The sequence below is a fragment of the Arthrobacter sp. 131MFCol6.1 genome, from assembly GCF_000374925.1.
Lineage (GTDB): Bacteria > Actinomycetota > Actinomycetes > Actinomycetales > Micrococcaceae > Arthrobacter.
On sequence record NZ_KB895542.1, the window covers coordinates 324,779 to 351,253 of the forward strand.

The window sequence follows — 26,475 nt, forward strand, 5'->3', positions numbered from 1 at the left end:
CAGTCGTTTAAGTTGCCTTGGCGCTGGCGAACTACAGAACGTCCGCGAGGAACCCCTGCAGCCGCTCGGTCCGCGGGCTGGTAAAGATTTGTTCCGGCGGACCGGACTCGACGACGACGCCGGCGTCCATGAACGTCACGGTGTCCGAGACATTGCGGGAGAAGCCCATCTCGTGGGTCACCACCACCATGGTCATGCCGCCCTTGGCGAGGTCGGCCATCAGCGCCAGCACCCCCTTGACGAGCTCCGGATCGAGGGCTGAGGTGGCCTCATCGAAGAACATCACCTCCGGCTTCATGGCCAGGGCGCGGGCAATGGCGACGCGCTGCTGCTGGCCGCCGGAGAGGTTGGCAGGACGGGCGTCGGCCTTGTGCTTGAGCCCCACGAGGTCGAGCTGCTCGAGCGCCTCGGCCCGGGCCTGCTCGGCCGGCAGTTTGCGCAGCTTCCGCAGCGCCAGCGAGACGTTGTCCACCACGGTCTTGTGCGGGAACAGGTTGAACTGCTGGAACACCATGCCGATCCGCTGGCGCAGCTCGTCCGGGTTGTCCTTCAGGACCGAGCGGCCATCGAGCAGGATGTCGCCCTGGTCCGGTTCGATCAGGCGGTTCATGACACGCAGGAGCGTGGACTTCCCTGAGCCGGAGGGACCGATCACCGAGGCCGTGGTGCCCGTCGGGACGTCCAGGTCGATGCCGCGCAGGACATGGTTAGTGCCGAAGGACAAATGCAGGTTCTTGCCGGTCAGCGAGCCGGAGGCGAATTCGCTCAAGGCTGAGCTCCCTTCCCGATCAGGGCGGCGGCGTCGTCCGGCTGCTGTTTCTCCGGACGGCCGGTCCGCAGGCGGTTGTCGATGTAGTTGACCAAGTGGGTGAGCGGAACGGTCAGGATGAGGTACATGAACGCCGCGGCCATCAGGGGCGACAGGTTGCCCGTGTTGGCGGCGGCGTCGTTACCGATCCGGAAGATCTCGCGTTGGCTGGCGAGCAGGCCGAGCAGATAGATCAGGGAGGAGTCCTTGATCAGCGTGATGAACTGGTTGACCAGGGCCGGCAGCACGCGCCGGACGCCCTGCGGAATCACCACGAGGCGCATGGATGAGTTATAGCTGAATCCCAGTGCACGGGAGGCTTCCAGCTGGCCCTTTTCCACGCTCTGGATGCCTGAGCGGAAGATTTCGCCGATGTAGGCCGACGCCATGAGCGTCAGGGCGAAGATGGCGAGCGGGAACGGGTTCGTGGATCCGGTCAGTTCCCGGACCACGGGCCCGAGCCCGATGCCGATCAGCAGGATGACCACAATCGCGGGGACCCCGCGGAACACATCCGTATAGATCCGCGACAGCCACCGGAGCGGCGTGCTGCGGGACGTGCCCATGATGGCCAGGACCATGCCCAGGATGCACCCGAGCACACCCGAGGCGATCGCCAGGATCAGGGTGTTGCGCAGGCCGACCGTAAGCATTTGCGGCAGGACGGCTGCTATCGCCTCCCAGTCGAAGAAGCTGCCTATGAGTTGATCGAGTGCATCCATGGACTAGGACTTCGGAACAGTGACGGCCTTGGAACCCGGGGACCACGTGGCCGGGGTCTCGCGGTCCGGGTACCATTCCTTGGTCAGCTTGGACCAGGTGCCGTCGGCGATGACGGCGTCGAGGCCGGAGTTCAGCGCGTCAATGAGCGGCTGGTTTTCCTTGTTCACGGCGTACGCGGTGAAGTTCTGGGTGTTCACGACCGACTCGGCGATGACAGTGCCGTCGCCTTCCTTGACCTGGCCGGTGGCCTGCTGGGACGGAGCGACCCAGGCGTCGACCTGGCCGTTCTTCACGTTGGCGTAGGCGGTGTTGTAGTCCTCAAAGCGGACCGGCTCGATCTGGAGGGTGTTGGTGACGTAGTCATCCTGCACCGTGCCCTGGACCACGGCGATGCGGGTGTCCTTGGTCAGGTCCTTGAATCCCTTGATGTTGGAGTCCTTCTTGGCGACCACGGCCATGTAGCCAAAGTCGTAACCGTTGGTGAAGCCAACGGTCTTGCGTCGGGCGTCAGTGGTTGAAATCGAGGAAGAACCGAGGTCGAACTGCTTGTTCTGGACCTGGGCGAGCAGCGACGCGAAGCCGGTGGCCTTGAACTCCACCTTGAGGCCCAGCTTGTCCGCGACGGCGCGCAGGAGCTCGTTGTCGTAGCCGGTGAATTTGCCCGACTGGTCGATGTAGATGTTCGGCGGCGCGTCCGAAAGGGTTCCCACAGTCAGGGTTCCATCGGTGATCAGGCCGAGCTTGGACTTGTCGATCTGGTCCAGGGGAGTGACGTCCTTGGTGGTGTATTTGTCCAAGGACTTCTGGTCGCTGCCCTGGAGGGCATCCGTCGGTGACGCCGTTGACTGGGCCGAACCGCCGCCGCAGGCTGCAAGGGAAACCGCCACGGCGATGGCCACGGGAACGGTGGTCAGCCACTTCAAGGCTTTGCTTTTCATCACGCAATCACTTTCGTCTGAAATTCAGTGGGTCGCGGGAGGCTCATCGGGCCCCCGGCCGCTGGCTTGGGCGCCGGGTGGAGCAGACACGCCGCGAAAGATAATTGTGTCATCCGACGTGGGCGCCCATTCAATCCGAACAAATCAGGGCTGGCGTGTGCGTTCTGCGAACTATCTTCAGGGTCATGCGTGATCGGCGGTGATCCTGATAGTGCTGGCGCTCCGGCGCGGAATCATCGGCGCCGGAGCGGGCGGCCGGTGGACGCCACGGGCGGTGTGACCTCCGTCGCAATCACTGGATTTGCGCGCAGCGGGGGACTAGTTAAGCCGTTCCGCCGGCGAACGTTTCGTTTTAAGAAGTGTTCCCGCGCCGGCGACCGGGCGTCCGGAATCCCGGCGTTCCGAAATCCTAGAAGTCGCCCCGGCTGGCATCCTCGGGAGGCAGGACGGGCCAGTCGCCTTCGATCACGGCGGCTGGCTTCGTCTTGCGCAGGTAGCTTTGGAAGTCCGCGGCCTGGGCCGAGGCCCATTCGACCTGGAGCTGGTGCAGGTTGCTCGCCGGCATCCTGAGCTTGGGGAATTTTCCGGCCATGGCATCGAGCATCCGAAGGGTTGCCAGGGCATCGGCCGCGGAGGTGTGCGCGTTGTCCAGATTGACGCCGTACTCCTCGCACAAGGCGGTGAGGGTGCGCTTGCCCTTGCGGTACCGGTCCACCTGCTTGTTCATGACATACGGATCCAGCACGGGGAAGCGGCTCAACTGCGGGACGCCGTAGCGGGCCGATTCGGCGGCGAGCACGGTGAAGTCGTAGCTGGCGTTGAAGGCGATGACCGGCACACCCGTGTCGAAGAGCTCCTGGAGCACGGCGGCGACCTCCCGCGTCACTTCCGCGGCGGGGCGGCCTTCGCTGCGGGCCTTCTCGGTGGTGACGCCGTGGATGTCGCTGGCCTCGGTGGGAATCTCAACGCCGGGGTCGGCGAGCCACTCGTGTTCCTGGACGATCCCGCCGTCGGAGTCCACCACGGTGATGGATGCTGTGACAATCCGCGCCGCGCGGGAGTTCCGCCCGGTGGTTTCGAGGTCGAAGGCTGCGCGGGGGAGGGTGTTCCAAGTGCTCATGCTTCAACCGTAACTGCTGCCACTGACAGTTCCTGACCGCCGTTCCCGCGTGCCGCCCGGACACGGTCCCGGGGTCCGGAACGGCTAGGCTGGACCGATGCGGACGGAGTATGTGGAGGCGGTGCTGGAGCTCGTGGCGTTGATCCCGGCCGGCACGGCGGTGGCCTACGGCGACGTTGCGGAACTCCTCGGCGCCGGCGGCCCTCGCCAGGTCGGTTCGGTCATGAGCCACTATGGCAGCAGCGTGCCCTGGTGGCGCGTCCTGAAATCCAGCGGGGACGCCCCGCCCGGCCTGGAGCACGAGGCATTGGGCCTTTATCTGCAGGAGGGGACGCCGCTGCTGGGCCGCTACGACGACTTCCGCCGGACCGGCGAGGGACGCTGGCGTGTTGACCTGGCCGCCGGCCGCTGGGCGCCCACCGAGGCCGACTTCGACCGGATCGATGCCATCGCGGAGCGGCTCGAGCGGGAGTCGCATAAATTGTCGGTACCCGATGATGAAATGACTGTGTGAGTACCCCCAGCCACCTCGAACCAAGCCTGCAGCGGTCCGGGTCCCGACCCCTTCCCGGGGCGGGGCACGCAACGGGAGCAGGGTTGCGCCTGTTGCCGCCCCGGACCCACCACAGTGCGGTCCCGGTGCTGTCGCCGGACCAGCTCGCCGCCGTCGAGGTCCCGCCCGGCTCGGGCCCCGTGCTGGTGCCCGGCGCACCCGGCACCGGCAAGTCGACGGTCCTGGTCGAGGCCGCCGTCCGCCGCACCCTGCGCGACGGCCTGGATCCGGAGCGGATGCTCATCCTGGCTCCCGGTCGGCTCGCCGCGGATACGCTCCGCGACCGGTTCACGGCCCGCCTGGACCGGAGCCTGAGCACGACGCCGGCGCGGACCTGGGCGTCATACGCCTTCGATCTGATCCGCCGTGCCAAGGCCGAAGGCCTCCTGCCGCTTCCGCGCCAGCCGAAGCTGCTCTCCGGTCCGGAACAGGACCTGATCATCAAGGAACTGCTGGAGGGCCATGCGCTGCCCGGCCTCGAACTGCCCTGGCCCGAGGACCTGGACGCCGCCCTGCGGACCCGCGGTTTCCGGCAGGAAGTGCGCCAGCTCTTTGACCGGATCATCGAATCCGGGCGGACGGCCGAGGACCTTGTAGCCTTGGCGCGGCAGTGCAACCGGCCGGACTGGATTCCGGCGGCCGCACTGTACTCCGAGTACCGCGATGTCCTGGACCTGCGCATGCCCGAGGCCTTCGACCCCGCCGGCATCATCACTGCCGCGCGCCAGATCTTCCAGGACTCGCCCGATTTCCTCGCCGCCGAACGCGACCGCCTCCAGCTGATTCTCGTGGACGACATCCAGGAGGCGAACCCGGCGGTCTTCGAATTGCTCGCAGACATCGCCGCCGGCAAGGACGCCATCATCACTGCCTCGCCGGACACCGTGGTTCAGGGCTTCCGCGGGGCACGTCCCGATCTCGTAGCGGAGCTTCCCGGCCTCCTGGCCCCTGACGGAGCGATCCTGGAACGTCCGTTGTGGACCGCGCATCGGCAGGTACCGGCTGTGGCAGAGGCTTGGCTGTCGGTGGCCGGGCGCATCTCCCGCAGGTCCGGCGGCCAGTCTGCCCGCCGGCTCGAACGGCCCGAACCAGTACCGGCGCCGGACGGGCAACCAGTCCCGACGCCGGAGGGAACAGCAGACGGCCGCGCGGGGACGGTCGAGGCGCACCTGCTGCCGTCCCCGGTCCATGAGCTGCGGTATGTGGCCCAGCGGATCCTTGAAGCCCAGCTGAACGACGCCCGGGAACTAGGGGACATCGCCGTGATCGTGCGCAACGGCGGCCAACTCAGCCAGTTGCAGCGGTACCTGGCCGGGCAGGGGATTCCGGTCCGGATTCCCGTCGCCGAATCCGCCGTCCGGGACGAGGTCGCGGTCCGTCCGCTGCTCGATGCCTATGCGGTGGCCCTGGACCCTGCCGCGCTCACACCCGAGTCAGCCGTGTCCCTGCTGACGTCCCGGATAGGCGGCGCCACGTCGATTGAACTGCGGAGGCTGCGGCAGTCGCTGCGCCGGGAGGAACTCCTCGGCGGCGGCGGACGCACCAGCGACGCCCTCCTGGTCGAGGCCCTGCTGGAGCCGGGAGCGTTGGCAACGCTGGGCATCGAGGGGCACTCGGCCCGCCGGGTCGCCCGGATGATCGCCGCGGGGCGCGAGGCCGCCGGGGCCCCCGGAGGCAACGCCGAAACTGTGCTCTGGGCGCTCTGGCATTCCACCGGCCTGGCCTCCCGCTGGACCGACGCAGCCCTCGCGGGAGGATCTGCCGGTGCCCGGGCCGACCGTGACCTTGACGCCATGATGGCGCTGTTCCATACGGCGGAACGCTTTGTGGACCAGCTGCCGGGGTCCGGCCCGGAGCAGTTCCTTGAATACCTGCTCAGCCAGGAACTTCCCATGGATACCCTTGCGGCGCGGGCGCAGCTGGAAGACGCGGTGGAGCTCATGACCCCTGCCAGCGCGGCCGGCCGCGAATGGCCGGTGGTGATTGTGCCCGGACTTCAGGAAGGCGTGTGGCCCAACACCCGGTTGCGCGGCGAGCTGCTCGGCAGCACGTTGTTCGCCGACGCCGTCGAGCACGGCGTGGAGTATGCGCTGCGCCTGGATCCCCAGAGCCGGTTGCGCGAAATCCGTTATGACGAGCTCCGGAGCTTTTCCACGGCAGTGTCGCGCGCCCGGGAGGTGCTGATCTGCACGGCGGTGTCCTCGGAGGATGAGCAGCCGTCCTCGTTCCTGGACTATGTGGCGCCGCTGCGGCCGGGGCAGGACCGCCGGGGCTTTACCCCGGTCGAGCGCCCCCTGACCCTCCGGGCGCTGGTCGCGGAACTGCGCCAGTACGCCCAGTTCGACCCGAGGGCGGCCGAATCGGCGGAAGCCGCGGCCGTGCTGGGAGGCTTGGCCACGGCCCAGCCGCCGGTTCCGGGCGCGCACCCCGCGAGCTGGTGGGGGTTGGCGGAGTTGTCCTCGGCGGAGCCGGTGGTTCCGCCGGGCGGCACCGTGTTCGTGTCGCCCTCGAAGGTCGAAACCGTGCAGAAATCGCCGCTGGACTGGTTTGTCCAGGCCGCCGGCGGAGAAGCCGCAACCGATTTTGCCCGCAGTCTGGGAACGCTGGTCCACGCCATCGCGCAGGACATGCCGGACGCCTCGGGAAGCGAATACGTTGCCGAACTCGTCCGGCGCTGGCCCACACTGGGGATGAAGGACAACTGGGAAGGCAAACTGGACTTCCAGCGAGCCGAGTCCATGGTCCGCAAGCTCGCCCAGTATGTCCTCGTGATGCGCAGCGAGGGCCGGAGCCTGGTCGGCGTCGAACAGGATTTTGAGGTGAAGCTGCCGGACGTTCCGGCGGAGGCCACTGCCTCGCAGGCCGGATCCGATCCCGGCGACGGCGGGAGCACCGGTCCGGCGCGGCCGGCCGTGCTCCGGGGCCAGGTCGACCGGCTCGAGATCGACGCCGAGGGCCGGCTGGTGATCATCGACCTCAAGACCGGCAAACGCCAGCCCGGCAAAGCGGATCTGGACCGGCACCCGCAGCTCGGCGCCTATCAGGCCGCTGTGCTGGCCGGCGGCTTCGCGGGTCCCGACGACGGTCCGCCGCCGCTGCCGGGCGGGGCCGTCCTGGCCCAGCTGGGGACCACCACCAAGAGCCCCGGCATCCAGGCCCAGGCACCGCTGGATCCGCAAGACAACTGGGCACTGGAGATGGTCGGCGACGCCGCCCGCGTGATGTCCGGCAGCGTTTTCCAGGCCCGCCACGATCCGTCCAAGGGAGGCCACGGCGGCCACGGCTGCCGGCTCCCTGAAGTGTGCCCGCTGTGCGTGCGGGGAAAGCAGGTTACTGAATGAGCCCCGAGGCGCCGCCACCCGGCCCGACCGACCCGCATCCGGCACCGGCTCCCCTTCCCGCCCCGCGGTTCAGCCCGGAAGAGCTGTCGGCACTGCTGGGGGAGGGGAACAGCCCCACGGCTGAACAGTCCCTGATCATTTCCTCGCCCCTCACACCGCGGCTCGTGATCGCCGGGGCGGGGTCGGGGAAGACCGCCACCATGGCGGACCGGGTGGTGTGGCTCGTTGCCAACGGCTGGGTCCGGCCGGAGGAAGTCCTCGGCGTCACCTTCACCCGTAAGGCAGCGGGTGAACTTGCCTCGCGGATCCGGGCCAAGCTTGCCGCGCTGGCGCGCATCGCGGCGGCCGACACCGGGAACACGCTCTTCCCTGCCGGGCTGCTGAGCGCGGATGCGCTCGAGCCCAAGGTCTCCACCTACCACTCGTATGCCAGCGGCATTGTGTCCGACTATGGTCTCCGCCTCGGCGTCGAACGCGACGTCGTGCTGCTCGGCGGCGCCCAGTCGTTCCAGCTCGCCAGCGAGGTGGTGGAAGCCTTTGACGGGGACTACGAACACTTCCGGTCCGCCAAATCGACGCTCGTCAAGGCCGTGATCCAACTGGCGGGAGAGTGCTCGGAGCATCTGCAGGACCCGGCCCACGTCCGTGGCTGGCTGTTGGAACGTGTCGCCGAGTTCGAGTCGCTCCCGTACGTCGCAGAAGCCAAGAAGAACCCCACCCAGGCTGCGGGCGAGCTCAGCGCGATGCTGCGCACGCGGGCCAGCGTCGCGGACATGGTGGGCCGGTATTCGGAGGCGAAGCGCGCCCGCGGCGCCCTGGACTTTGGTGACCTGGTGGCCCTGGCGGCGCGAGTGGCCAACGAGATTCCGGTCGCTGCCCAAACGGAGCGCCAGCGCTACAAGGTGGTGCTGCTCGATGAGTTCCAGGACACCTCGCACGCCCAGTTGGTGCTGTTCTCCCGGCTCTTCGGCGACGGCCATGCGGTCACCGCGGTGGGGGACCCGAACCAGTCCATCTACGGATTCCGGGGAGCGTCTGCCGGGCAACTCTTCCATTTCGTCCGCGAATTCCCGGTCCTCGTCGGCGTCAGCGGGGACGGTCCCGACGCCGGCCGCGGCAGCGAGGGGGACCAGGGCAGCGGGGACCAGAGCAGTGGGCAGACCCGGCGCTTTGCCGTGGCGCCCACTTCCTACTTGACTACGGCCTGGCGCAACGGACGCAACATCCTGGCCACGGCCAACCTCATTTCGGCGCCGCTGAGCAAGGCGGCGGCGAACCTCGGGGCCGCCGGGGCCCGGGAAAGCGCCGACGCCGTCGAGGTCCCGCCCCTGCAGCCCAGCCCCGCCGCGGTGGACGGCAGGGTGGTGATGGGACGGTTCGCCACGGACGAAGCCGAGGCCGCGGCCATCGCCAGCGACGTGCTGAAATTTCGCGTGACGGACTTCGACGCCGCTCACTCCGCGGACCCGGTTCCGCCGGCCATGGCCGTCCTGTGCAGGCGACGGGCGCAGATGGAATGCATTCGCCGCGAGTTCGAAGTCCGGGGCATTCCCTATGAGATCGTTGGGCTCGGCGGGCTGTTGGACACGCCGGAAATCATCGACCTTGTCGCTACGCTCCGGGTCCTGGCGGATCCGGGCCGCTCGGACTCCCTCATGCGCCTGCTGGCCGGCGCGCGGTGGCGGATCGGCCCGGCGGACCTGATGGCCCTGCGGGACTGGTCCAGTTTCCTGGCCCGCCGTCGGGGCCGCCCCGGCGGCCTGGACGGCGACGACGCCGACGACGCCGGGCGTGCCGTCGAGGATGCTGGCCAGAACGACGGCGACGACGCAGTGATTGAAGGCGATATCACCGATGCGGCCAGCTTGGTCGAGGCTCTGGACTGGCTGCCCCGCGACGGCTGGACCTCGGCGCACGGGCGCAGACTGAGCCCGGAGGCCCGGGACCGTCTGCAGCGGCTCTCGGACGAGCTCCGGCAGTTGCGCAGCTACATAGGCGACGACCTCACCACTTTGCTGGGCGAGGTGGAACGGGCGATGCTCCTGGATATCGAGGTTGCGGCACGGCCCGGGATCAGCATCCATCAGGCCCGCCGCAACCTGGACGCCTTCCAGGACGCAGCGGCCGGGTTCCTGCACACCTCCCAGCGGGTCGACGTCCTGGCGTTCCTCGCATGGCTGGAAGCCGCGGCGGCCGAGGAAAACGGCCTGGATGCCGCAGCGCCGGAAGTGAACCACGAAGCCGTCCAGCTGTTGACCGTGCATGCCTCCAAGGGGCTGGAATGGGATGTGGTGTTCGTTCCCGGGCTCAATTCCGGGGCGTTCCCCAGCAGCCGGGACTCGCGGTGGAGCAGCGGCAGTGCGGCATTGCCGTGGCCGTTGCGCGGCGATCGCACCGATTTGCCCCAATGGGACCTGGACCAGCCGGACCAGAAAGGCTGGCTGGACGCCGAGAAGGAGTTCAAGTCTGCCGTCCAGGCGCACGGCGAGGCCGAGGAACGGCGCCTGGCCTACGTGGCGTACACCCGTGCCAAGCATGTGCTCTGGATGTCCAGTGCCGCGTGGGTGGGGTCCCGGGCCGGTTTGGCGGAGATGTCTCCTTTCCTTGCCGGGCTCGAGGGCCTCACCGCGGACGGCGCGGCCGAAATCCACCCGCTGTCCGTCAGCGAGGACGCGCTGCCGGCCGAAAGCCCCCTGACCTCTGAACTCGAAGTCGCCGCCTGGCCCTATGATCCCCTGGAGGGCCCGCATGACCCCCGGACGGGGAAGCGGCTGCGGCTGGTCCCGGGCCGGCGGGCGGCCATGGAATCCGCGGCGGCCCGCGTCCTGCAGGCAATGGACGCCGGCCCGGACGCCCAGTCGGGCCTGGGCCTGGGCAGCGGCCCGCAGCGGGACCGTGATGGTGACCCGGCTGCGGCCCCGACGCACCCCGGCGCGGAGGTCGGAAAACGTCCCGTCCTGCGCGGTCCTGCAGCCGGGTGGGCGCAGGAGGCGGCCACGTTGCTGGAACGCCGCTCGCGGCGATCGGTGCTCCAGGACGTGCATCTGCCCGGGCATATCTCGGCGTCGACTCTCGTGGACCTGGAAGATGACGCAGGCTCCGTCGTGGCCCGCCTGCGCAGGCCGGTCCCGCGCGAACCGGGGATGTCGGCCCGCAAGGGCACGGCCTTCCACGCCTGGGTGGAGGAATACTTCGGCGCCGCAGGGATGCTGGACCTGGGTGAGGCCGCCGGCGCTGACGACCACATCGACGAGGCCTACGGCCTGGATTCCATGGTGGAAACTTTCCGCCAGTCCGAGTGGGCCCACCGCGCCCCCGCCCACGTTGAGGTCCCGGTCGAGACGCGGATCGGCGACGTCGTGGTTCGCGGCAGGATCGATGCCGTGTTCCGCGATGCCGACGGCCGCTGGGACCTTGTGGACTGGAAGACCGGCCGCCGCCCCTCGGCTGCCCAGCTGAAGGTGAAAGCAGTCCAGCTCGCCGTCTATCGCCTGGCCTGGGCCCGCCTTAAAGGGGTCCCGTTGGAGGATGTCCGGGCCGCCTTCTACTACGTGGCCGACAACCAGGTGGTCCGCCCGCACGACCTCGGATCAGCGGAAAAGCTTGAGGAAATCGTGGCGGCGGCGCTGGGAAGGACGGCAGCGGCGAGCGGCACCTAGCGAATCTCAGCCGGCCAGGGAACATCCGCCGAACGAGCCGGCCGGGGTAGTGCACCTAAACCGGCCGGCAGCCGGGGCTAGCGGGACGCGGAGTCGACCACGGTGATGGCGGCGGTCGACGTGTTGTCACCGGCCCCGGGCTCCGCAACGGAGTCCGGCTGTACGACGGCGATCGATTGCGTCGATGTGTCGCCGCCGGCGGGAACCCCGGCCTCGGCGTCGCTTTCACTGGCCGTACCGGTTGCCCCGGCTGCCCCGGCGTCCGAGTCCGGGGCCGCTGACTGCGGGGCGTCGTCTAGCGCGCCATCAGCGTTGGAGGACTTGGAGGGCTCGAAGGATTTGGCGGGGCCGGGGACTGCGGTGACGTCGGCGGACGCACCTGCGGCCTTACCGGCACCCGGCCCGGCGCTTACCTGGGCGCCTGCGTCGGCGGCGGTGTCCTTGGCTGTGCCCTTGGATGCGTCTGTGTGCTGCGCTGTCTCCGCGGCAGGCTGCGGGGCGGCCGTCGGTTCGTCAGTCTCCGATTCCCGGGGGATAGGCGTGACATGCACTGCGGGCCGCGCACTGCTGCCGGCAGTGGCATCGCCAGCCGGAGCGGTACCGGGTACCGGCTCCATGGGCAGCAGCGTGACCTTGCTGACGGCGGGCGCGGTCCCGTTGGCCGGAGGGACGGGCGCGGCCGTGACCGTTCCCGTCACCGTCGCCGTGTCGACATGAACGCCGGCCTCGGCGTTGGCTTGTTCTGTGCCGGGTACGGGTGCCGCGGCCGGCAGCGGTTCCACACTGATCGGCTGGCCGCCGTGTTCCGCCACGTCCTCGGCGAGTGTGGCGAGCATGGATTCTGCCTCGTCGATCATGTCTTCGTTGCCGGCGGCCATGCCCTTGACCAGGTACTGCGCCAGGGCGAATTCGGCGGACAGCGCGGCCCGCCGCAACAGGTGCGCGTCGGGCACGTCGCGCCGGCTGGCGGTGTAGTGATCCAGGACCGCGTTCACGAAGTCCTGTTCGTTCGAGGCGACGAGCCAGGCCATGTCGTCCGCCGGGTCGCCGATGCGCAGGTCGGTCCAGCCCGTCACTGCGGTCACACGCTCGCCCTCGACCAGCAGATTGTCCTCATGCAGGTCGCCGTGAACGACGCAGGGATTGAAACGCCAGAGCGAGACGTCCTCCATGGCGTGTTCCCAGCGCCGCAGCAGCAGGGGCGGGATCTTTCCTGTCGTGGCCGCCTGGTCCAGTTCATTGAGGCGCCGCTGGCGGAATTCGTTGGGCGTGTAGCTGGGCAGGTCGGCGTTGCTCACGATCGACCGCGGGAGGTCATGGATCGCGGCCAGCGCCGCCCCGATTTCGCGGGCCAGCGCGGGGGAGCCGCTGCTGAGCTCGTCCAAGGAGCGGGTGGCGCCGGCCAGGTGCGAATAGACGAACGTGCTGAGCTGGCCTTGCCGGACCGTTCCGGCCACCGTGGGCATGAGGAACGGCAGCTCGGCCCGGATGCCGGGAGCGAAGGCCCGCAGCACCAGAAATTCGGTTTCCAGCCGGGCGCTGGCTTCGGCATGCCGGGGGGAGCGGACGCGCCAACGCTTGCCTTCGGAGTCCAGCAGGAGGGCCGCGTCGAAGTCCGCCGGATCGTCGGGCGCAGAGCTGACGGCGGTCGGGGTCAGGCCGGGTACCGCCGCCGTTGCTACGGCTGCCAGTTCGATTGGTTTCCTTCTCACCCTTCCACGGTAGATTGAGCGGCGCCCAAGACGGCGATGTACTCCGGCGAGTCTTGAGATCGGGGACAAATCGGCGCTAAATCGGCGCTGAATCCGGGGCAAACGGCCTGTCCCGCAGACGCCGTGGAGCGCCCGGCGGCATGGCCGGCAAATGTCAATTGTCTGCCCGAGTCAGTACGGTGGGTATATGAGTCTTGCGGAGTCACCGGCATCGTCACCAGGATCGTCATCGGCATCACAGCAAACCCCCTCCGAATCGCCGGCACCCGACGGTGCGGCCCCGCCGGTGCATCTCCTGCCGGCAAACCACCTCATGGAGACTGTCCTTCCCGTGCGCCCGGCCCTGATCGACCGGGGATCCGCGGCGCGGGGGAAACCCGGAATGCTCGCGGAACTGGTCGGTTCAGGCTCGGCGCAGGCCATGGTGCTCTCCGGCCGGCAGGCCCTCGTCAGCGGCAACAGCCTCGTGCTGCTTAACGCGGCCGAGCTCTCCGGGCACCTGGCCAACACCCCGTATGCTCCCGAACACGTGATTTACCTCGGTTCCGCCCTGGCGGGCTCGGACCTCGACGCCGGCACCGAGCTCGTCCTCTTTGTCCTCCCCGTTCAGTTCGAAGTCCAGGCCGAGGAATTCGAGGCCCACGTCGCCGGCGTTCCCAGCGACGCGCAGTGGGTGGGTTTCCGCGAAGTCGCGGCACGCCTGAACGCCACGGACACCGCGCTGTTCATCGAAGCCAGCGCCATCGCCAACTGGCACTCCACCCACACGCACTGCCCGCGCTGCGGCACACCCACGCAGCCGGAAGCCGGCGGCTGGGTCCGGCGCTGCCCGGCCGATAACTCCGAGCACTTCCCCCGGACGGATCCGGCCATCATTGTCACCGTGGTAGGCCCCGACGGGAGACTGCTGCTGGGCGGAGGCGGCCCGCTCGACGCCCGAAACTATTCGACCCTGGCCGGCTTCGTCGAGCCGGGGGAGTCGCTCGAACAGGCCGTGCAGCGCGAAATCGGCGAGGAAGTCGGGGTCCGCGTCACCGCGTCCCAGTACCTCGGATCGCAGTCCTGGCCGTTTCCCGCCTCCCTGATGCTCGGTTTCACGGCCACCACGCCGGACACCGAGGCCCGGCCCGACGGCGTCGAGGTCACCAGGGCGCGCTGGTTCAGCCGGAGCGAACTCCAGGACGCCGTCCTCAGCGGCGAGATCGTCATTTCCAGCAGGCTCTCCATTGCCCGGTCCCTTATTGAACACTGGTACGGCGGCGTCATTCAGGACGCCGCGGACAGCGCCTGACCAGGCCTGCCCCCATCCGCAGGACACCGACTACCGACTAAGCAGCAAAGTGACCACAGAGAAATTGAACTTCAGCACCATCCCCGGCGCGGAACCGTCCGGCGGCACGACGTCGGGCGATGCCCCGGCCGGCGATGCCCCCGAACCTGACGGCCGCTCGCTGGAGGAACGGATCCTCGGCGGCCTCGACGCCGAGCAGCGCGAGGTCGCCAGCACCCTTCAGGGGCCCATGTGTGTCCTGGCCGGCGCCGGCACCGGCAAGACCCGCGCCATCACGCACCGGATCGCCTACGGCGTGCACTCAGGGGTGTACAGCCCGCAACGGCTCCTCGCTGTCACCTTCACGGCCCGGGCTGCCGCCGAGATGCGCAGCCGGCTCCGTGACCTCGGCGTCGGCAACGTCCAGGCCCGCACCTTCCACGCCGCGGCGCTGCGCCAGTTGCAGTTCTTCTGGCCGCAGGCGGTGGGCGGCACCTTGCCCAACCTGCTGGACCACAAGGCACAGATGATTGCCGAGGCCGCACGGCGGCTCCGGCTCAGCACGGACCGCGCCTCCATCCGGGACCTCGCCTCCGAAATCGAGTGGGCCAAGGTATCCATGCTGACCCCGGCGAATTATCTGGAAAATGCCCAGGGCCGCGGCAACCCGGGCGGTTTCGACCTGACGGCCGTGGCGCGGGTCTTCCAGTCCTATGAAGACGTCAAGACCGACCGCAACGTCATCGACTTCGAGGACGTGCTGCTGATCACCGTGGGGATACTGCAGGAGGACCCGAAGGTGGCAGCGACCGTCCGGGAACAGTACCGGCACTTTGTCGTTGACGAGTACCAGGACGTCTCGCCGCTGCAGCAGCGGCTCCTGGAGCTGTGGCTCGGCGGCCGCGACGAGCTCTGCGTCGTGGGCGACGCCAGCCAGACCATCTACTCCTTCACCGGCGCCTCCCCGAAGCACCTGCTCGGGTTCAAAGCGATGTATCCCGAGGCCCACGTCGTCAAGCTGATCCGGGACTACCGCTCCACGCCCCAGGTTGTCAGGCTCGCCAACGACCTCCTCGCCGGCCGGCGCAGCGGCGGCCCGGTGGCCGACGCCGCCTGGGCCACGCCTTTGCAGCTCGTGGCGCAGCGGCCGGCGGGCCCGGTGCCGCGGTTCACCGAATGCTCGGATGACGAGGCGGAGGCCGCCACGGTCGCCGCGCGGATCCGCGAACTCCTCGACGCCGGAACTCCGGCGAGCCAGGTCGCCGTGCTCTTCCGCACCAACGGGCAGTCCGAAGCCTACGAACAGGCGCTGGCCTCGGCAGGGATCGGGTACCAGCTGCGCGGCGGTGAGCGGTTCTTCGCGCGGAAGGAGGTCCGGGATGCCATCCTGCAGCTCCGGGCCGCCACCCGGGCCGTGGCCGAAACCGCCACGCCCGAGCCGCTCGGGCAGCTGGTCCGGGACATCGTCGCCTCCCTGGGCTACACGGACGCGGCGCCGCACAGCGGCGGCGCGCTCCGGGAGCGCTGGGAATCGCTGGCCGCCCTCGTGGCGCTGGCCGACGAACTCGTGATCAGTAGGGGCCCGCAGTTCGCGCTCCCGGACTTCGTCAACGAGCTCCAGGAAAGGTCCCTGGCCCAGCACGCACCGACCGTCCAGGGCGTCACCCTGGCGTCGCTGCACGCCGCCAAGGGCCTGGAATGGGACGCCGTGTTCCTGGTCGGGCTCAGCGAGGGTCTCGTGCCGATCTCGTTCGCGGACACCCCGGAGGCGGTGGACGAGGAACGCCGGCTGCTGTATGTCGGCATCACCCGCGCCCGCGAACACCTGTCGCTGTCCTGGTCCACTGCCCGGACACCGGGCGGACGCGCCAACCGCAAGCCTTCGCGCTTCCTGGACGGCCTGCGGCCCGACTCGGTGGCCAGCTCCCACCTGCGGGGCAAGGGGCCGGCGCCGCGCCGGAAGGCGGCCGTCCCGGCGTCGTGCCGGGTCTGCGGCAGCATGCTCTCCAGCGGCGCGGAGCGCAAGGTGGGCCGCTGCAACCAGTGCCCGCCCAGCTACGAGGAACAGACGTTCGACGCGCTCAGGCAATGGCGGAAGGACGTGGCCCTTGAGGCCGACGTCCCGGCTTTTGTCGTGTTCACCGATGCCACCTTGACTGCCATCGCCGAGGCACGCCCCGAATCGCTGGAGCAGTTGGCCAAACTCGCCGGTGTGGGTCCATCCAAACTGGAGAAGTACGGCGAGGCCGTCCTGACGGTCCTGGCCGAAAGCACGGTTCAGTGATGCCTGGTTCAGTGAAGTCCGGCGCAGCTCCGGCGGCCACACCGCTGACCACCGCCGACGGCGCCCCGGTGGTGGTGCGCCGCTCTGCCCGCCGACGCCGCACGGTCGCCGCGTTCTGGGAGGACGGCACCGCCGTCGTCGCCATCCCCGCCTCCTTCAGCAGGGCCCAGGAACGGGAGTGGGTCCATCGCATGCTGGAAAAACTCCGGCGCCAGGGGGACCGGGCGGCGCCTGGTTCCGGCCGTCGGCGCCCCCGCAGCGATGCCGACCTGGCCGCCCACGCCGCCGCCCTGTCGGCGAAGTATCTGGGCGGCAGGGCGGTGCCCTCCTCGGTCCGCTGGGTCACCAACCAGAATTCGCGCTGGGGTTCCGCGACGCCGTCCGAAGGGACCATCCGGCTCTCGGCGAAACTGCAGCCCATGCCGCAGTGGGTGATCGACTACGTGCTGCTCCACGAACTGGCCCACCTCCTGGTGGCCGGCCACGATGCCGCTTTTTGGCGGTTGCTGACGGCGTACCCGGAGACTGAGCGCGCCAAGGCCTTCCTGGAAGGGGTTTCGTTCGCGACCTCTCGCGGCCTCGTGCCCGGCGCCGGATACGACGAAGCCCCGGACGGAACCGAAGTCCCGGCCGGGGCCTACTAGCGTTCGGTTAGGCCTTGGGCGTGCCGCCGTCTTCCGGGCCGCCGTCCTGACGGTCGTCGTCGTCCTGCTTGGCCGCCGATTCCTGGCCGGACGCGCCGGGCTCCGCGGTGCCCTCTGACTCTGCGTTGCCCTCTGACTCTGCGCTGCCTTCGGTTTCCGTGGCGTCGGTGCCGGCCGGCTCGTCGAACCCTCCGCTCAGCAGCTTCTGCAGGGCGTCGTCCACTTCGCTGTCGCTGGCTTCGGCGAGTTTGCGGCGTTCGCTGAAGCCCTGCGGATCTTCCAAGTCCTCGGCCGTGGGCAGCAGGTCGGGATGCTGCCAAACGGCGTCGCGGCCGTCCACCCCACGCTCGTCCTTGAGTAAGGCCCACAGCGTGGCGGCCTCGCGGAGCCGGCGCGGCCGCAGTTCGAGCCCCACGAGGGAGGAGAACGCGTGCTCCGCGGGGCCCCCGGTGGCGCGGCGCCGCCGGACGGTTTCGCGCAACGCAGCGGCGGAGGGCAGCAGCTTCTCGGTCGCACCCCAGGTGAGTTCGTCCACCCAACCCTCCACCAGGGCCAGCGCCGTTTCCAGCTTTTCAAGGGCCTGCTCCTGGGCGGGAGTGCGCTGCGGCATGAAGACGCCCTGCGAGAGCGCCTCCTGGATGCCCTCGGGGTTGCTGGGATCGATCTCGCGTGCCAGTTCTTCGATCTTGGACGTGTCGATGTGGATGCCGCGGGCGTAGGCCTCGATCGCGCCGAGCAGGTGCCCTCGCAGCCAGGGGACCTGGACGAAGAGGCGGGCGTGCGCCGCTTCGCGCACGGCCAGGAACAGGCGGATGTCGTTCTCCGGCAGGCTGAGGCCCTCACCGAATTTCGCCACGTTGGCCGGCAGGAGCGCCATTTCAAGGTCGGCCAGGGGCACGCCGATGTCCGTCGAGCTGACCACTTCAGCCGAGAGCGCGCCGATCGCCTGGCCGAGCTGCATGCCGAAGATCGCCCCGCCCATGTTCTGGATCATCGAGGAGGCGCCGCCCATCATGGACTTCATTTCCTCGGGCATCTGCTCGGTCATGGCGGCCGAGAGCGCATTAGCGATGCTGTTGGCCACAGGCTCGGTCAGCCGCTTCCAAGTCCCCAGGGTTTCCTCGACCCACTCGGCGCGGGACCACGCCCGGCCGATCAGTCCCGTGGCCGGAAGCCCGGTGACCTGGTCAAGCCACAGTTCGGCCAGCCGAAGGGCCTCATCGACCTCCCGCGACTGCTGCGCCGTGACCGAGGGATCGGATCCGCTGGCGGCGACCCGCCGGGCGTTCTCATGCGCCAGCTGCCAATTGACGGGCCCCTCCGAGGGGGCGCTCATCATCGCCTGCACCTGGGAGAACATCTGGGCCAGGAGGTTGGGATCGTCCGGGAGGCCTGCTGCCTTGGCGAGTTCGGCTGGGTCGATATTGCCCATGCCCTGCCCGCCCATCAGGTTCTTGAGCATTTCGGCCAGGGGATCCTTGGGTTCCTCGTCGCCATTGGACGGATTGAGTGGGTTGGAGGTCATGATCCCGCCGATCGTCGGTGTGGCTGCTTCTCAACTTCACGGTACCCCTGTGCAAGAGTGGCTGTCTGCCGAAACCGCGCCACGTTCGCTGTAGGCAAAGAGCGGTCCGGGGTCCCAAGCGCGTAGGCTTGGAAGTTGGAATATTTGCACGCGGCAGCCTCGGGTTAGGCTGCGGCCCTGGTGCGTGGTTGCGGTGTCCTCTCGGGCTTGTCCTGGCGGGGCCGCAGCATCTCGTGCCGGCACGGAGAGGTCGTTCAATGACAATCACCCACGGTGAGCAGCCCGCCAGCGACCCAGCGGCCGGCCCTGCCCGGGGCAGAAGGGCGCGACTGGCCGGCGCCGGCGTGCGGCGCCCGCGCAACAACCGGTCTTCGGCCATGCTGGTCTCGGGGCTGCTTACCGCCGCCCTGGGCATCACAGCGGTGAGCCTGCCGGTGCCCTACGTGATCGAGTCTCCCGGCCCCACCTTCAACACCATCGGCCAGGACAACGGCAAACCGGTCATCAGCGTCAGCGGCCATGAGTCATATCCCGCCAAAGGCAGCCTGGACCTCACCACTGTCTATGTCGACGGCGGTCCCAACGGCCCGGTCAGCGTCGTCGAGGCGTTCTCGGCATGGCTGAACGGGACCAAAGCCGTCTACCCCCAGGAGCTGCTGTTCCCGACCGGCGTCACCAAGGAGCAGTCCCAGCAGGAGAGCGCCACCGCGATGACCACCTCCCAGGAGAACGCCATCGCCTCGGCACTGAAGGAACTGAAGATTCCGTTCGGGCAGAAAATGCAGGTGGCCGGCCTCCCGGACGACTCCGCCTCGAAGGGGCTGCTGCAGGCAGGGGACGAACTTGTCTCCATCAATGACAAGCCGATTACCGCGCTCGGCGTGGTCCAGGCGGAACTGGCCGCCGGCAACGGCAAACCCGCCAAGGTCATCGTCGAACGCGCCGGCGCCCGGGTGCCCGTTACCATCACGCCGGCCAAGAACAGCGCGGGCCGCTACATCCTCGGCGTCTTGCTGCAGTACAAGTTCACGTTCCCGTTTGATGTCACCATCTCGCTCGACAAGGTCGGTGGGCCCAGTGCGGGCATGATGTTTGCGCTTGGCATCATTGACACCGTCACTCCGGGGGACCTGACCGGCGGCAAGCACATCGCCGGGACCGGAACCATCACCCCGGACGGCGCCGTAGGACCCATCGGCGGGATCGCCCAGAAAATGCAGGGGGCGCGGTCCGGCGGGGCCACGCTGTTCCTGGCGCCGGCGGCCAACTGCGAAGACGTCCTGGGCCACATCCCCGACGGACTGCAGGTGGTCCGGGTCGAGAACCTCACCGAGGCCCGCAAAGCAGTTGAACTGGCCGCGTCAGGCGGCGACACATCTGGCCTGCCGGTCTGCACCAACAACTAGACTGGCCGCGGAACTAAGCGCCGCCCCCACTCGTGGCACTAATGACGGCCGCGCCGTCCAGACGTGACCCTGCTGCAGGGCCCTGACGGAACGGCGGTGACGGCCGTTAGAATGCATCAACCCTGCAACACCGGCACTTGGTCGCCAGACTGAGCCACAGCAGCGACTGATAACTAAAAACCAGCAGTACGACCAGCTATGAGGTACCGAGTTTGTCCCGTCCCGCCAGCACTGTCCCGCCCGGAAGACCCCAGACACGACGCGGCGCCCTGACGCCGACGCTGATCATCGTGGCCCTGATCGTGGTCGGATTCATCTTCTTCGCCAATGTCTGGACGGATGTCCTCTGGTACCAGCAGCTGGGCTACTTCGGGGTGTTCATGACCGAGAACCTCGCCAGGATCGTGATCTTCCTGACAGGTTTCGCCGTCATGTTCACGGCCGTCTTCTTCGCCATCCGGATTGCCTACCATGCGCGGCCGGTGTACGCCCCCGACTCGGAAATCCGGGACAACCTCAACCGCTACCAGGCCCAGCTTGAACCGATCCGGCGCGTCGTGATGGTGGGGCTTCCCATCCTCTTTGGCCTGTTCGCCGGCAGCGCCGCGGCCAGCCAGTGGCAGAAAGTGCTCCTGTTCCTGAACCAGGAGCCGTTCGGCCAGAACGATCCGCAGTTCGGGCTCGACATCAGCTTCTACCTCATGACGCTTCCCTTCCTTGGCTTCGTCACCGGGTTCCTCATCAGTGTCACGGTGATCGCCGGCCTTGCCGGCATCCTCACCCACTACCTGTACGGCAGCATCCGGATCATGGAACGCGGGATCTTCACCAGCCGCGCCGCGCAGATCCACCTGGCTGTCACGGGCGCCGCCTTCCTGGTGCTGATGGGCATCAACTTCTGGCTGGACCGCTACTCCACGGTGCAGAATAACGGCGGGCGCTGGGCCGGCGCTTTGTACACGGACGTCAACGCCGTCATTCCGACCAAGGCCATCCTGGCCGTGGCCGCGGCCATCGTCGCTGTGCTGTTCATCGTCGCCGCGGTGATCGGCAAGTGGCGTCTTCCGGTGATCGGCACCGCCATGCTCATCATCACGGCCATCCTGGCCGGCGGCGTCTACCCGTGGGTCATCCAGCAGTTCCAGGTCCGGCCCTCGGAGCAGACCCTGGAGAACGAATACATCAAGCGAAACATCGCGATGACCCGTGCCGCCTACGGCCTGGATAAGGTTCAGGAAAAGCGGTACAACGCCACCACCAACGCCACCACCGGCGCGCTGGCTCCGGACGCGCAGACCACCGCCAACATCCGGCTGCTGGACCCGAACCTGATCTCGGATGCGTTCTCGCAGCTGGAACAGTACCGGCCCTACTACCAGTTCCCCAGCGCCCTGAACGTGGACCGCTACGAGATCGACGGCAAGATCCAGGACACGGTCATCGCCGTCCGTGAACTCAACCCGGACGGGCTGGCCACGAACCAGCAGTCCTGGCTGAACCGGCACGTGGTGTACACACACGGCTACGGCGTTGTCGCCGCCAAGGGCAACAAGTTCACCGTGGACGGCAAGCCGGACTTCCTGCAGGCGGGCATCCCGTCCACCGGTGCGCTCGGCAACGATTCGACCTATCAGCCCCGCGTCTACTTCGGCCAGGACTCGCCCGACTACTCGATCGTGGGTGCCCCGGACGGTGCACCGCACCGTGAGCAGGACCGGCCCGCGGCCAAGGAAGGCGACGGCGAGACGCAGTACACCTTCACCGGCAACGGCGGCCCGAACGTGGGCAGCTTCTTCAACAAGATCCTCTACGCGATCAAGTTCCAGTCCTCGGACCTGCTGCTTTCCGACGGCGTGAACGCCGAGTCCCAGATCCTCTACGACCGCAACCCGCGGGACCGCGTCGAAAAGGTGGCGCCCTACCTGACCGTTGACGGCAACCCGTACCCCGCCGTCGTCGACGGCAGGGTGAAGTGGATCGTGGACGGATACACCACGAGCCCGTACTTCCCGTACTCCCAGCAGGAGCAGCTCTCCGCCGCCACGGCCGACTCACAGACCGCCGCGAACCGGACAGTAGCCCTGCCGAACAGCTCGGTGAACTACATCCGCAACTCGGTCAAGGCCACCGTGGATGCCTATGACGGCTCCGTGACGCTGTACGCCTGGGACGACCAGGATCCGGTCCTGAAGGCCTGGCAGAAGATCTTCCCGACGTCGGTGAAGCCGTACTCGGAGATGTCCGGCGCGCTCATGAGCCACGTGCGGTACCCGGAGGACCTGTTCAAGGTCCAGCGCGAGCTCCTGGGCCGCTACCACGTGACCAACCCGGACAGCTTCTACACCAACATTGACGCCTGGTCCGTTCCCAACGACCCCACCGTCAAGGACGAGGTCAAGCAGCCGCCGTACTACATGTCGCTGAAGATGCCCGACCAGGACAAGCCGGCGTTCCAGCTGACGTCGTCGTTCATCCCGCAGGTGGTCAACGGCAACGCCCGCAACGTGCTTTACGGCTTCCTGGCCGCGGACTCCGACGCCGGTAACCAGAAGGGCGTCAAGGCGGACAGCTACGGCCAGCTCAGGCTCCTGCAGATCCCGCCGGAGACCCAGGTCCCCGGCCCCGGCCAGGCGCAGAACAAGTTCAACTCCGACCCCACCGTTTCGCAGGCCCTCAACCTGCTGCGCCAGGGTGCGTCGGCCGTGCTCAACGGCAACCTCCTGACCCTGCCGGTCGGCGGCGGCATGGCGTACGTCCAGCCCGTCTATCTGCGCTCCACGGGTGAGACCTCCTACCCGACGCTGCAGCGGGTGCTGGTGGCGTTCGGCGACAAGATCGGGTTCGCGCCCACCCTGGACGAGGCCTTGAACCAGCTGTTCGGCGGAAATTCGGGGGCCGCGGCAGGAGACTCGGCGAACAAGGGACAAACGCCGGCCACGCCCACCACGCCAGGGGGTGCGACGCCGCCTGGCACCACCGACGCGAAGGCAGACCTGAAGGCCGCGCTCGACGAGGCCAACGCCGCGATCAAGGCCGGCCAGGACGCCCTCGCGAAGGGCGACTTTGCGACCTACGGTGACCAGCAGAAGAAACTCGCTGCCGCCTTGCAAAAGGCTCTCGAGGCCGAAGCGAAGCTGGAAACCCCGGCCGCCCCGGCTGGCACCGCCACGCCGACGCCTTCAGCCACGCCGTCGGCGACGGCGGGCGGCTAACGCTCCGCAACTGACGCTGGCAGGCTCCTACGTTGAGCTAGGGCCGGACGCCGGCTGTGCACGGTCCGACAGGCCGGGTTTGCCCTCTCCGGAGAGGCCAAGCCCGGCCTGTGGCGTAGACGGACTGGATTCGATCCCTGCGGCCTTGACCGGCTTGGACAGGTCTTGACCGGGCGGGGCCGGGTGGACCTGCGCGGACGCTGGCGGACGCCCGCTGGTGGCGAGATGCACATCACGCCACCTCGATTTGGCCTCAAGTTCACCGGCAGGTAGAGTTGATCTTGCGACGCGGGGTGGAGCAGTTCGGTAGCTCGCTGGGCTCATAACCCAGAGGTCACAGGTTCAAATCCTGTCCCCGCAACTGAAGAAAAGGTCCGGAACACTGGAAACAGTGTTCCGGACCTTTTGCTTTAAGCCGCTCGGGGGACGGTCCGGAGGCCGGGAAGTCGGTTTATTGGACAAAACGTGTATGAATCCCGGCCGTACCAGGGACGTCCTGTGAGAACCCTGAGCCACCGGACCCGGGTGCCCTGCTCCCGCCCGGCGGATGCGCCCGGGGGCACTTTGACACGGACACTCCGCGGACGCTGGACCCGGGGGCCGGAATGGAGCCCAAAGCCGCCCCGGAGGGTGGGCGGCGGCTGGGCCGGGCTGGGGGCGTGGTCAGGGCGGTCTGGAAACTAGGGTAGAGTTGATCAAGCGACGCGGGGTGGAGCAGTTCGGTAGCTCGCTGGGCTCATAACCCAGAGGTCACAGGTTCAAATCCTGTCCCCGCAACTGGAGAGAAGGTCCGGAACACTGGAAACAGTGTTCCGGACCTTTCGCTTTAAGGGCTTTTCACAGTTGAGGGTGTAGTCGCTGGGTGGATGGCGGCTGGCGCGTCGGTCCCGGGGCAGGTGTCGAGGTCTTCCGAGGATGCGCAAACGCGGCCGGAGGCACGATCTTGTGTCACCGTTCGCGGTGGACTACTTTGCGTGCCCGTTCAGATCGGTCAACGGCGCACCTGATAGCGCAGGTGAAGCACCCGGTTGCCCTGAATCACCACGTCAGGATCCTCCAACAGGTGCTGCGCGTGGACCGACCCGAAGTAGCGCTTGCCGGACCCGAGCACGACGGGTGCCACGTCCATGCGCACCTCGTCGATCAGGCCAGCGGCAAGCACCTGGCCACCGACGTCGCCGGCGGCGACCTCGACCAGGCGGTCACCTGCAAGCTCCTGCGCCTTGGCCACTGCAGCCTCGACGCCGCCGACGAAGTGAAACGACCCCTCGGGGTCCCAGCCCTCGGGCTTCGGCCGGTGTGTCACGACGACTACGTGGTCGACTCCGCCCGGAGGCTTCCCGTCCCAGCCGTCCGTCAGGTCGAAGACGTGGCGGCCGACGATTGTCGCCCCGATCTGGTCCCAGTACGGCCGGGTGTAGTCGTAGGACGTCTGCGATACCTTCAACTCGCCGCTCTCGTCCAACGGAACGTCACCGCTGGACAACCAGTCGAACAGCGGTCCGGGCTGGTCGTGCTCGTCCGCGATGAAGCCGTCCACCGACACCGAGCTGTACATGACCACCTTGCCCAAGAGGCTCTCCTTTGCTTTGGGGTGCCCCCAAATTAGCGTGGTGAGCTCTCGCTCTTGTGAGAAATCATCGTCCGGCAGCGGCCAGCTGTCCAGCGCGTGGCCGGGATGTTCGCGCAGGAACCGCCGCCGGACTTCGACGTACCGGGTCGGCGTGAGCCCGGTGAACGCCCGGAACTCGTGGCCGACACGGCCGGCCCTGAACCGGCCGCCCCAGCGGGCCCAGAGCTGGCCCTCAGCCGTCCTTGAGCCGCTGATAGGTCGCCAGCGCCCGCGCCCGGGACTCGGCAAGGTCCACGATCGGCGCGGGGTAGCCGGTGGCGGCGCTGTCGGCCTTCCAGGGCTCGTGGACTGTTTTGTCGTCCAGCGCGGCGAGCTCGGGAATGTACCCGCGCAGGTAACGACCGGCGGCGTCGAACTTTTTGCTCTGCGTGACCGGGTTGAAGATCCGGAAATACGGCGACGCGTCGGCACCCGAGCCCGCGACCCACTGCCAGTTGGCCGGGTTGCTCGCGGCATCGGCGTCCACCAGCGTGTCCCAGAACCAGGCCTCGCCCAGCCGCCAGTCGGCCAGCAGGTTCTTCACCAGGAAGGACGCGGCCGCCATCCGCACGCGGTTGTGCATCCAGCCCGTTTGCCAGAGCTGGCGCATGCCCGCGTCCACCATCGGGTAGCCCGTACGGCCCTGCTGCCAGGCCTTGAGCTCGTCGCCCGACGCCGGCTGCCACTGAAAGCGGTCGAACTCCGGCCGGTAGTTCCGCGTCGCCAGATCAGGATTCTCGTACAGCAGCTGCCAGCAGAATTCCCGCCAGCCCAGTTCGGAACGGAAGATCCCGACGTCGGCCGGAGCCCCCGGCGCAAAGCTGTGGCGCAGCGCGTGCCAGATCCGGAACGGACTGATTTCGCCAAAGCGCAGGTGCGGCGAGAGCCGGCTGGTACCTTCGACACCCGGAACGTCGCGGCCGGTGCCATATTCTGCCGCCGGTCCGTCCACGAAATCCTCGAGGCGGCTGAGGGCGCCTGCTTCTCCCGGTGTCCACGTGCCGGCCAGTCCAGAGCTCCAGTCGGGGCTACGGGGGAGCAGGCCCCAGCTTTCGAGCGGTTCGCTCGCCGGCAGGCTGCCGCTGCGGGTGTGTGCAGGGGCCGGCAGCCGGTCCGGGGCCGCCAGCGGCTGCCGGGGCTCGGTACCGGCCATGCAGGCCTTCCAGAACGGCGTGAACACCTTGTAGGGACCCCCGCTGCCTGTGCGCAGGGTCCACGGCTCGAACATGAGGTTCGCCTGGAAGCTCGTGGCGTTCAGGCCCTCCCCGCTGGCCCAGCTCTTCAGGCCGGCGTCGACGGCGCGTTCAGGGCCACCGTAGCGGCGGTTCCACAGCAGCGCGTCTGCCGACGTCTCCACCGCGAGGTCCTGGATGATCCGGGCGGCCGGGCCGCGGCGGAGCACCAGCCGCGAGCCCGTGGCCTCCAGCGCGGTGGCCAGGCCGGCAAGGGAATGGTGGAGCCACCACTTCACCGCGCCGCCCAGCGGCCGGATGCCGGGTGACTCCTCATCCAGGACATAGACGACGGTCAGGGGTTGGTGCAGGGCGGCGGCCTCCGCCAGTGCCGGATTGTCATCCAGCCGGAGGTCGTCACGGAGCCAGACAAGGGTCGCAGACATGGATCCACGGTACACGCGCGGCCGCCGGCGCGGGCGCCGGCGCGGGCGCC

Annotated in this window: 16 protein-coding genes and 2 tRNA genes; 10 read left to right on the top strand and 8 right to left on the bottom strand. The window is 68.4% G+C overall.

Translation table 11 applies throughout. The features are described 5' to 3' along the window. Positions 1 to 31 precede the first annotated feature (31 nt). The 4 genes from C566_RS0108240 to C566_RS0108255 all read right to left on the bottom strand — a co-directional run bounded on the left by C566_RS0108240 (position 32) and on the right by C566_RS0108255 (position 3,589). Positions 32 to 769, bottom strand: coding sequence for an amino acid ABC transporter ATP-binding protein (locus tag C566_RS0108240; protein WP_018773854.1), 738 nt, complete (start codon positions 767 to 769; stop codon positions 32 to 34). Then, positions 766 to 1,530, bottom strand: a complete 765-nt coding sequence (locus C566_RS22910; protein ID WP_018773855.1) for an amino acid ABC transporter permease — start codon at positions 1,528 to 1,530, stop codon at positions 766 to 768. Before C566_RS22910 ends, C566_RS0108240 begins: the two co-directional genes overlap by 4 nt. 3 nt (positions 1,531 to 1,533) lie before the next feature. Continuing rightward, positions 1,534 to 2,469: an ABC transporter substrate-binding protein gene (locus C566_RS22915; RefSeq protein WP_018773856.1), complete on the bottom strand. Its 936-nt coding sequence runs from the start codon at positions 2,467 to 2,469 to the stop codon at positions 1,534 to 1,536. Between the two features lie 409 nt (positions 2,470 to 2,878). Further along, a complete protein-coding gene (locus tag C566_RS0108255; RefSeq protein ID WP_018773857.1) occupies positions 2,879 to 3,589 on the bottom strand; it encodes a 3'-5' exonuclease in 711 nt (236 codons plus the stop codon). 97 nt (positions 3,590 to 3,686) lie between these two features. On the opposite strand from C566_RS0108255, the gene C566_RS0108260 reads away from it, so the two are divergent. Genes C566_RS0108260 through C566_RS0108270 form a run of 3 tightly spaced genes read left to right on the top strand, consistent with a single transcriptional unit; the run spans position 3,687 to position 11,142 of the window. Beyond that, positions 3,687 to 4,103 carry an MGMT family protein gene (locus C566_RS0108260; protein ID WP_018773858.1) on the top strand — a complete coding sequence of 139 codons (417 nt, stop codon included), beginning with the start codon at positions 3,687 to 3,689 and terminating at the stop codon, positions 4,101 to 4,103. Positions 4,104 to 4,129: 26 nt separating this feature from the next. Further along, positions 4,130 to 7,483 carry an ATP-dependent helicase gene (locus tag C566_RS0108265; RefSeq protein ID WP_051082279.1) on the top strand — a complete coding sequence of 1,118 codons (3,354 nt, stop codon included), beginning with the start codon at positions 4,130 to 4,132 and terminating at the stop codon, positions 7,481 to 7,483. Continuing rightward, complete coding sequence (locus tag C566_RS0108270) at positions 7,480 to 11,142, top strand: ATP-dependent helicase (RefSeq protein WP_018773860.1); 3,663 nt, start codon at positions 7,480 to 7,482, stop codon at positions 11,140 to 11,142. Before C566_RS0108265 ends, C566_RS0108270 begins: the two co-directional genes overlap by 4 nt. A gap of 77 nt (positions 11,143 to 11,219) precedes the next feature. Here C566_RS0108270 and C566_RS23445 read toward each other — a convergent pair whose 3' ends face one another. After that, entirely contained in the window at positions 11,220 to 12,854 is a 1,635-nt protein-coding gene (locus C566_RS23445) for a phosphotransferase (RefSeq protein ID WP_018773861.1), read from the bottom strand. A gap of 313 nt (positions 12,855 to 13,167) precedes the next feature. Here C566_RS23445 and nudC point away from each other — a divergent pair, with 313 nt between their 5' ends. From nudC to C566_RS0108290, 3 genes are all read left to right on the top strand, one after another. Continuing rightward, entirely contained in the window at positions 13,168 to 14,145 is a 978-nt protein-coding gene (gene nudC, locus C566_RS0108280) for an NAD(+) diphosphatase (RefSeq protein WP_231386287.1), read from the top strand. 160 nt (positions 14,146 to 14,305) lie between these two features. Then, a complete protein-coding gene (locus C566_RS0108285; RefSeq protein ID WP_026266512.1) occupies positions 14,306 to 16,408 on the top strand; it encodes an ATP-dependent DNA helicase UvrD2 in 2,103 nt (700 codons plus the stop codon). Further along, entirely contained in the window at positions 16,408 to 17,052 is a 645-nt protein-coding gene (locus C566_RS0108290; RefSeq protein WP_018773864.1) for a M48 metallopeptidase family protein, read from the top strand. Before C566_RS0108285 ends, C566_RS0108290 begins: the two co-directional genes overlap by 1 nt. 7 nt (positions 17,053 to 17,059) lie before the next feature. Here the strand turns inward: C566_RS0108290 and C566_RS0108295 are convergent, their stop codons facing one another. Next, entirely contained in the window at positions 17,060 to 18,577 is a 1,518-nt protein-coding gene (locus C566_RS0108295; protein WP_018773865.1) for a zinc-dependent metalloprotease, read from the bottom strand. A gap of 257 nt (positions 18,578 to 18,834) precedes the next feature. Between C566_RS0108295 and C566_RS0108300 the strand changes: the two genes are divergently transcribed. The 4 genes from C566_RS0108300 (at position 18,835) to C566_RS0108315 (ending at position 23,972) form a co-directional block, all read left to right on the top strand. Beyond that, entirely contained in the window at positions 18,835 to 19,983 is a 1,149-nt protein-coding gene (locus tag C566_RS0108300) for a YlbL family protein (protein WP_018773866.1), read from the top strand. Between the two features lie 212 nt (positions 19,984 to 20,195). Next, positions 20,196 to 23,195: a UPF0182 family membrane protein gene (locus C566_RS0108305; protein ID WP_026266514.1), complete on the top strand. Its 3,000-nt coding sequence runs from the start codon at positions 20,196 to 20,198 to the stop codon at positions 23,193 to 23,195. Between the two features lie 287 nt (positions 23,196 to 23,482). Further along, positions 23,483 to 23,556: transfer RNA gene (locus C566_RS0108310), tRNA-Met, on the top strand. 342 nt (positions 23,557 to 23,898) lie between these two features. Next, positions 23,899 to 23,972: transfer RNA gene (locus C566_RS0108315), tRNA-Met, on the top strand. Between the two features lie 214 nt (positions 23,973 to 24,186). On the opposite strand, the gene C566_RS0108320 is transcribed toward C566_RS0108315, so the two are convergent. Together C566_RS0108320 and C566_RS0108325 are read right to left on the bottom strand one after the other, a co-directional pair. Next, positions 24,187 to 24,768 (bottom strand): dihydrofolate reductase family protein, encoded by a 582-nt coding sequence (locus tag C566_RS0108320; protein ID WP_018773868.1) that lies wholly within the window; start codon positions 24,766 to 24,768, stop codon positions 24,187 to 24,189. 232 nt (positions 24,769 to 25,000) lie between these two features. Continuing rightward, complete coding sequence (locus C566_RS0108325; protein WP_018773869.1) at positions 25,001 to 26,425, bottom strand: cryptochrome/photolyase family protein; 1,425 nt, start codon at positions 26,423 to 26,425, stop codon at positions 25,001 to 25,003. Between the last annotated feature and the right edge of the window lie 50 nt (positions 26,426 to 26,475).

Excerpts from the sequence above, each read along its gene's own strand:
- C566_RS0108255 (WP_018773857.1), bottom strand. The coding sequence starts at position 3,589 with ATGAGCACTTGGAACACCCTCCCCCGCGCAGCCTTCGACCTCGAAACC.
- C566_RS0108260 (WP_018773858.1), top strand. The coding sequence starts at position 3,687 with ATGCGGACGGAGTATGTGGAGGCGGTGCTGGAGCTCGTGGCGTTGATC.
- C566_RS0108295 (WP_018773865.1), bottom strand. The coding sequence starts at position 18,577 with ATGACCTCCAACCCACTCAATCCGTCCAATGGCGACGAGGAACCCAAG.
- C566_RS0108325 (WP_018773869.1), bottom strand. The coding sequence starts at position 26,425 with ATGTCTGCGACCCTTGTCTGGCTCCGTGACGACCTCCGGCTGGATGAC.
- C566_RS0108300 (WP_018773866.1), top strand. The coding sequence starts at position 18,835 with ATGACAATCACCCACGGTGAGCAGCCCGCCAGCGACCCAGCGGCCGGC.
- C566_RS0108290 (WP_018773864.1), top strand. The coding sequence starts at position 16,408 with ATGCCTGGTTCAGTGAAGTCCGGCGCAGCTCCGGCGGCCACACCGCTG.
- C566_RS0108270 (WP_018773860.1), top strand. The coding sequence starts at position 7,480 with ATGAGCCCCGAGGCGCCGCCACCCGGCCCGACCGACCCGCATCCGGCA.
- C566_RS22910 (WP_018773855.1), bottom strand. The coding sequence starts at position 1,530 with ATGGATGCACTCGATCAACTCATAGGCAGCTTCTTCGACTGGGAGGCG.
- nudC (WP_231386287.1), top strand. The coding sequence starts at position 13,168 with ATGGAGACTGTCCTTCCCGTGCGCCCGGCCCTGATCGACCGGGGATCC.
- C566_RS22915 (WP_018773856.1), bottom strand. The coding sequence starts at position 2,469 with ATGAAAAGCAAAGCCTTGAAGTGGCTGACCACCGTTCCCGTGGCCATC.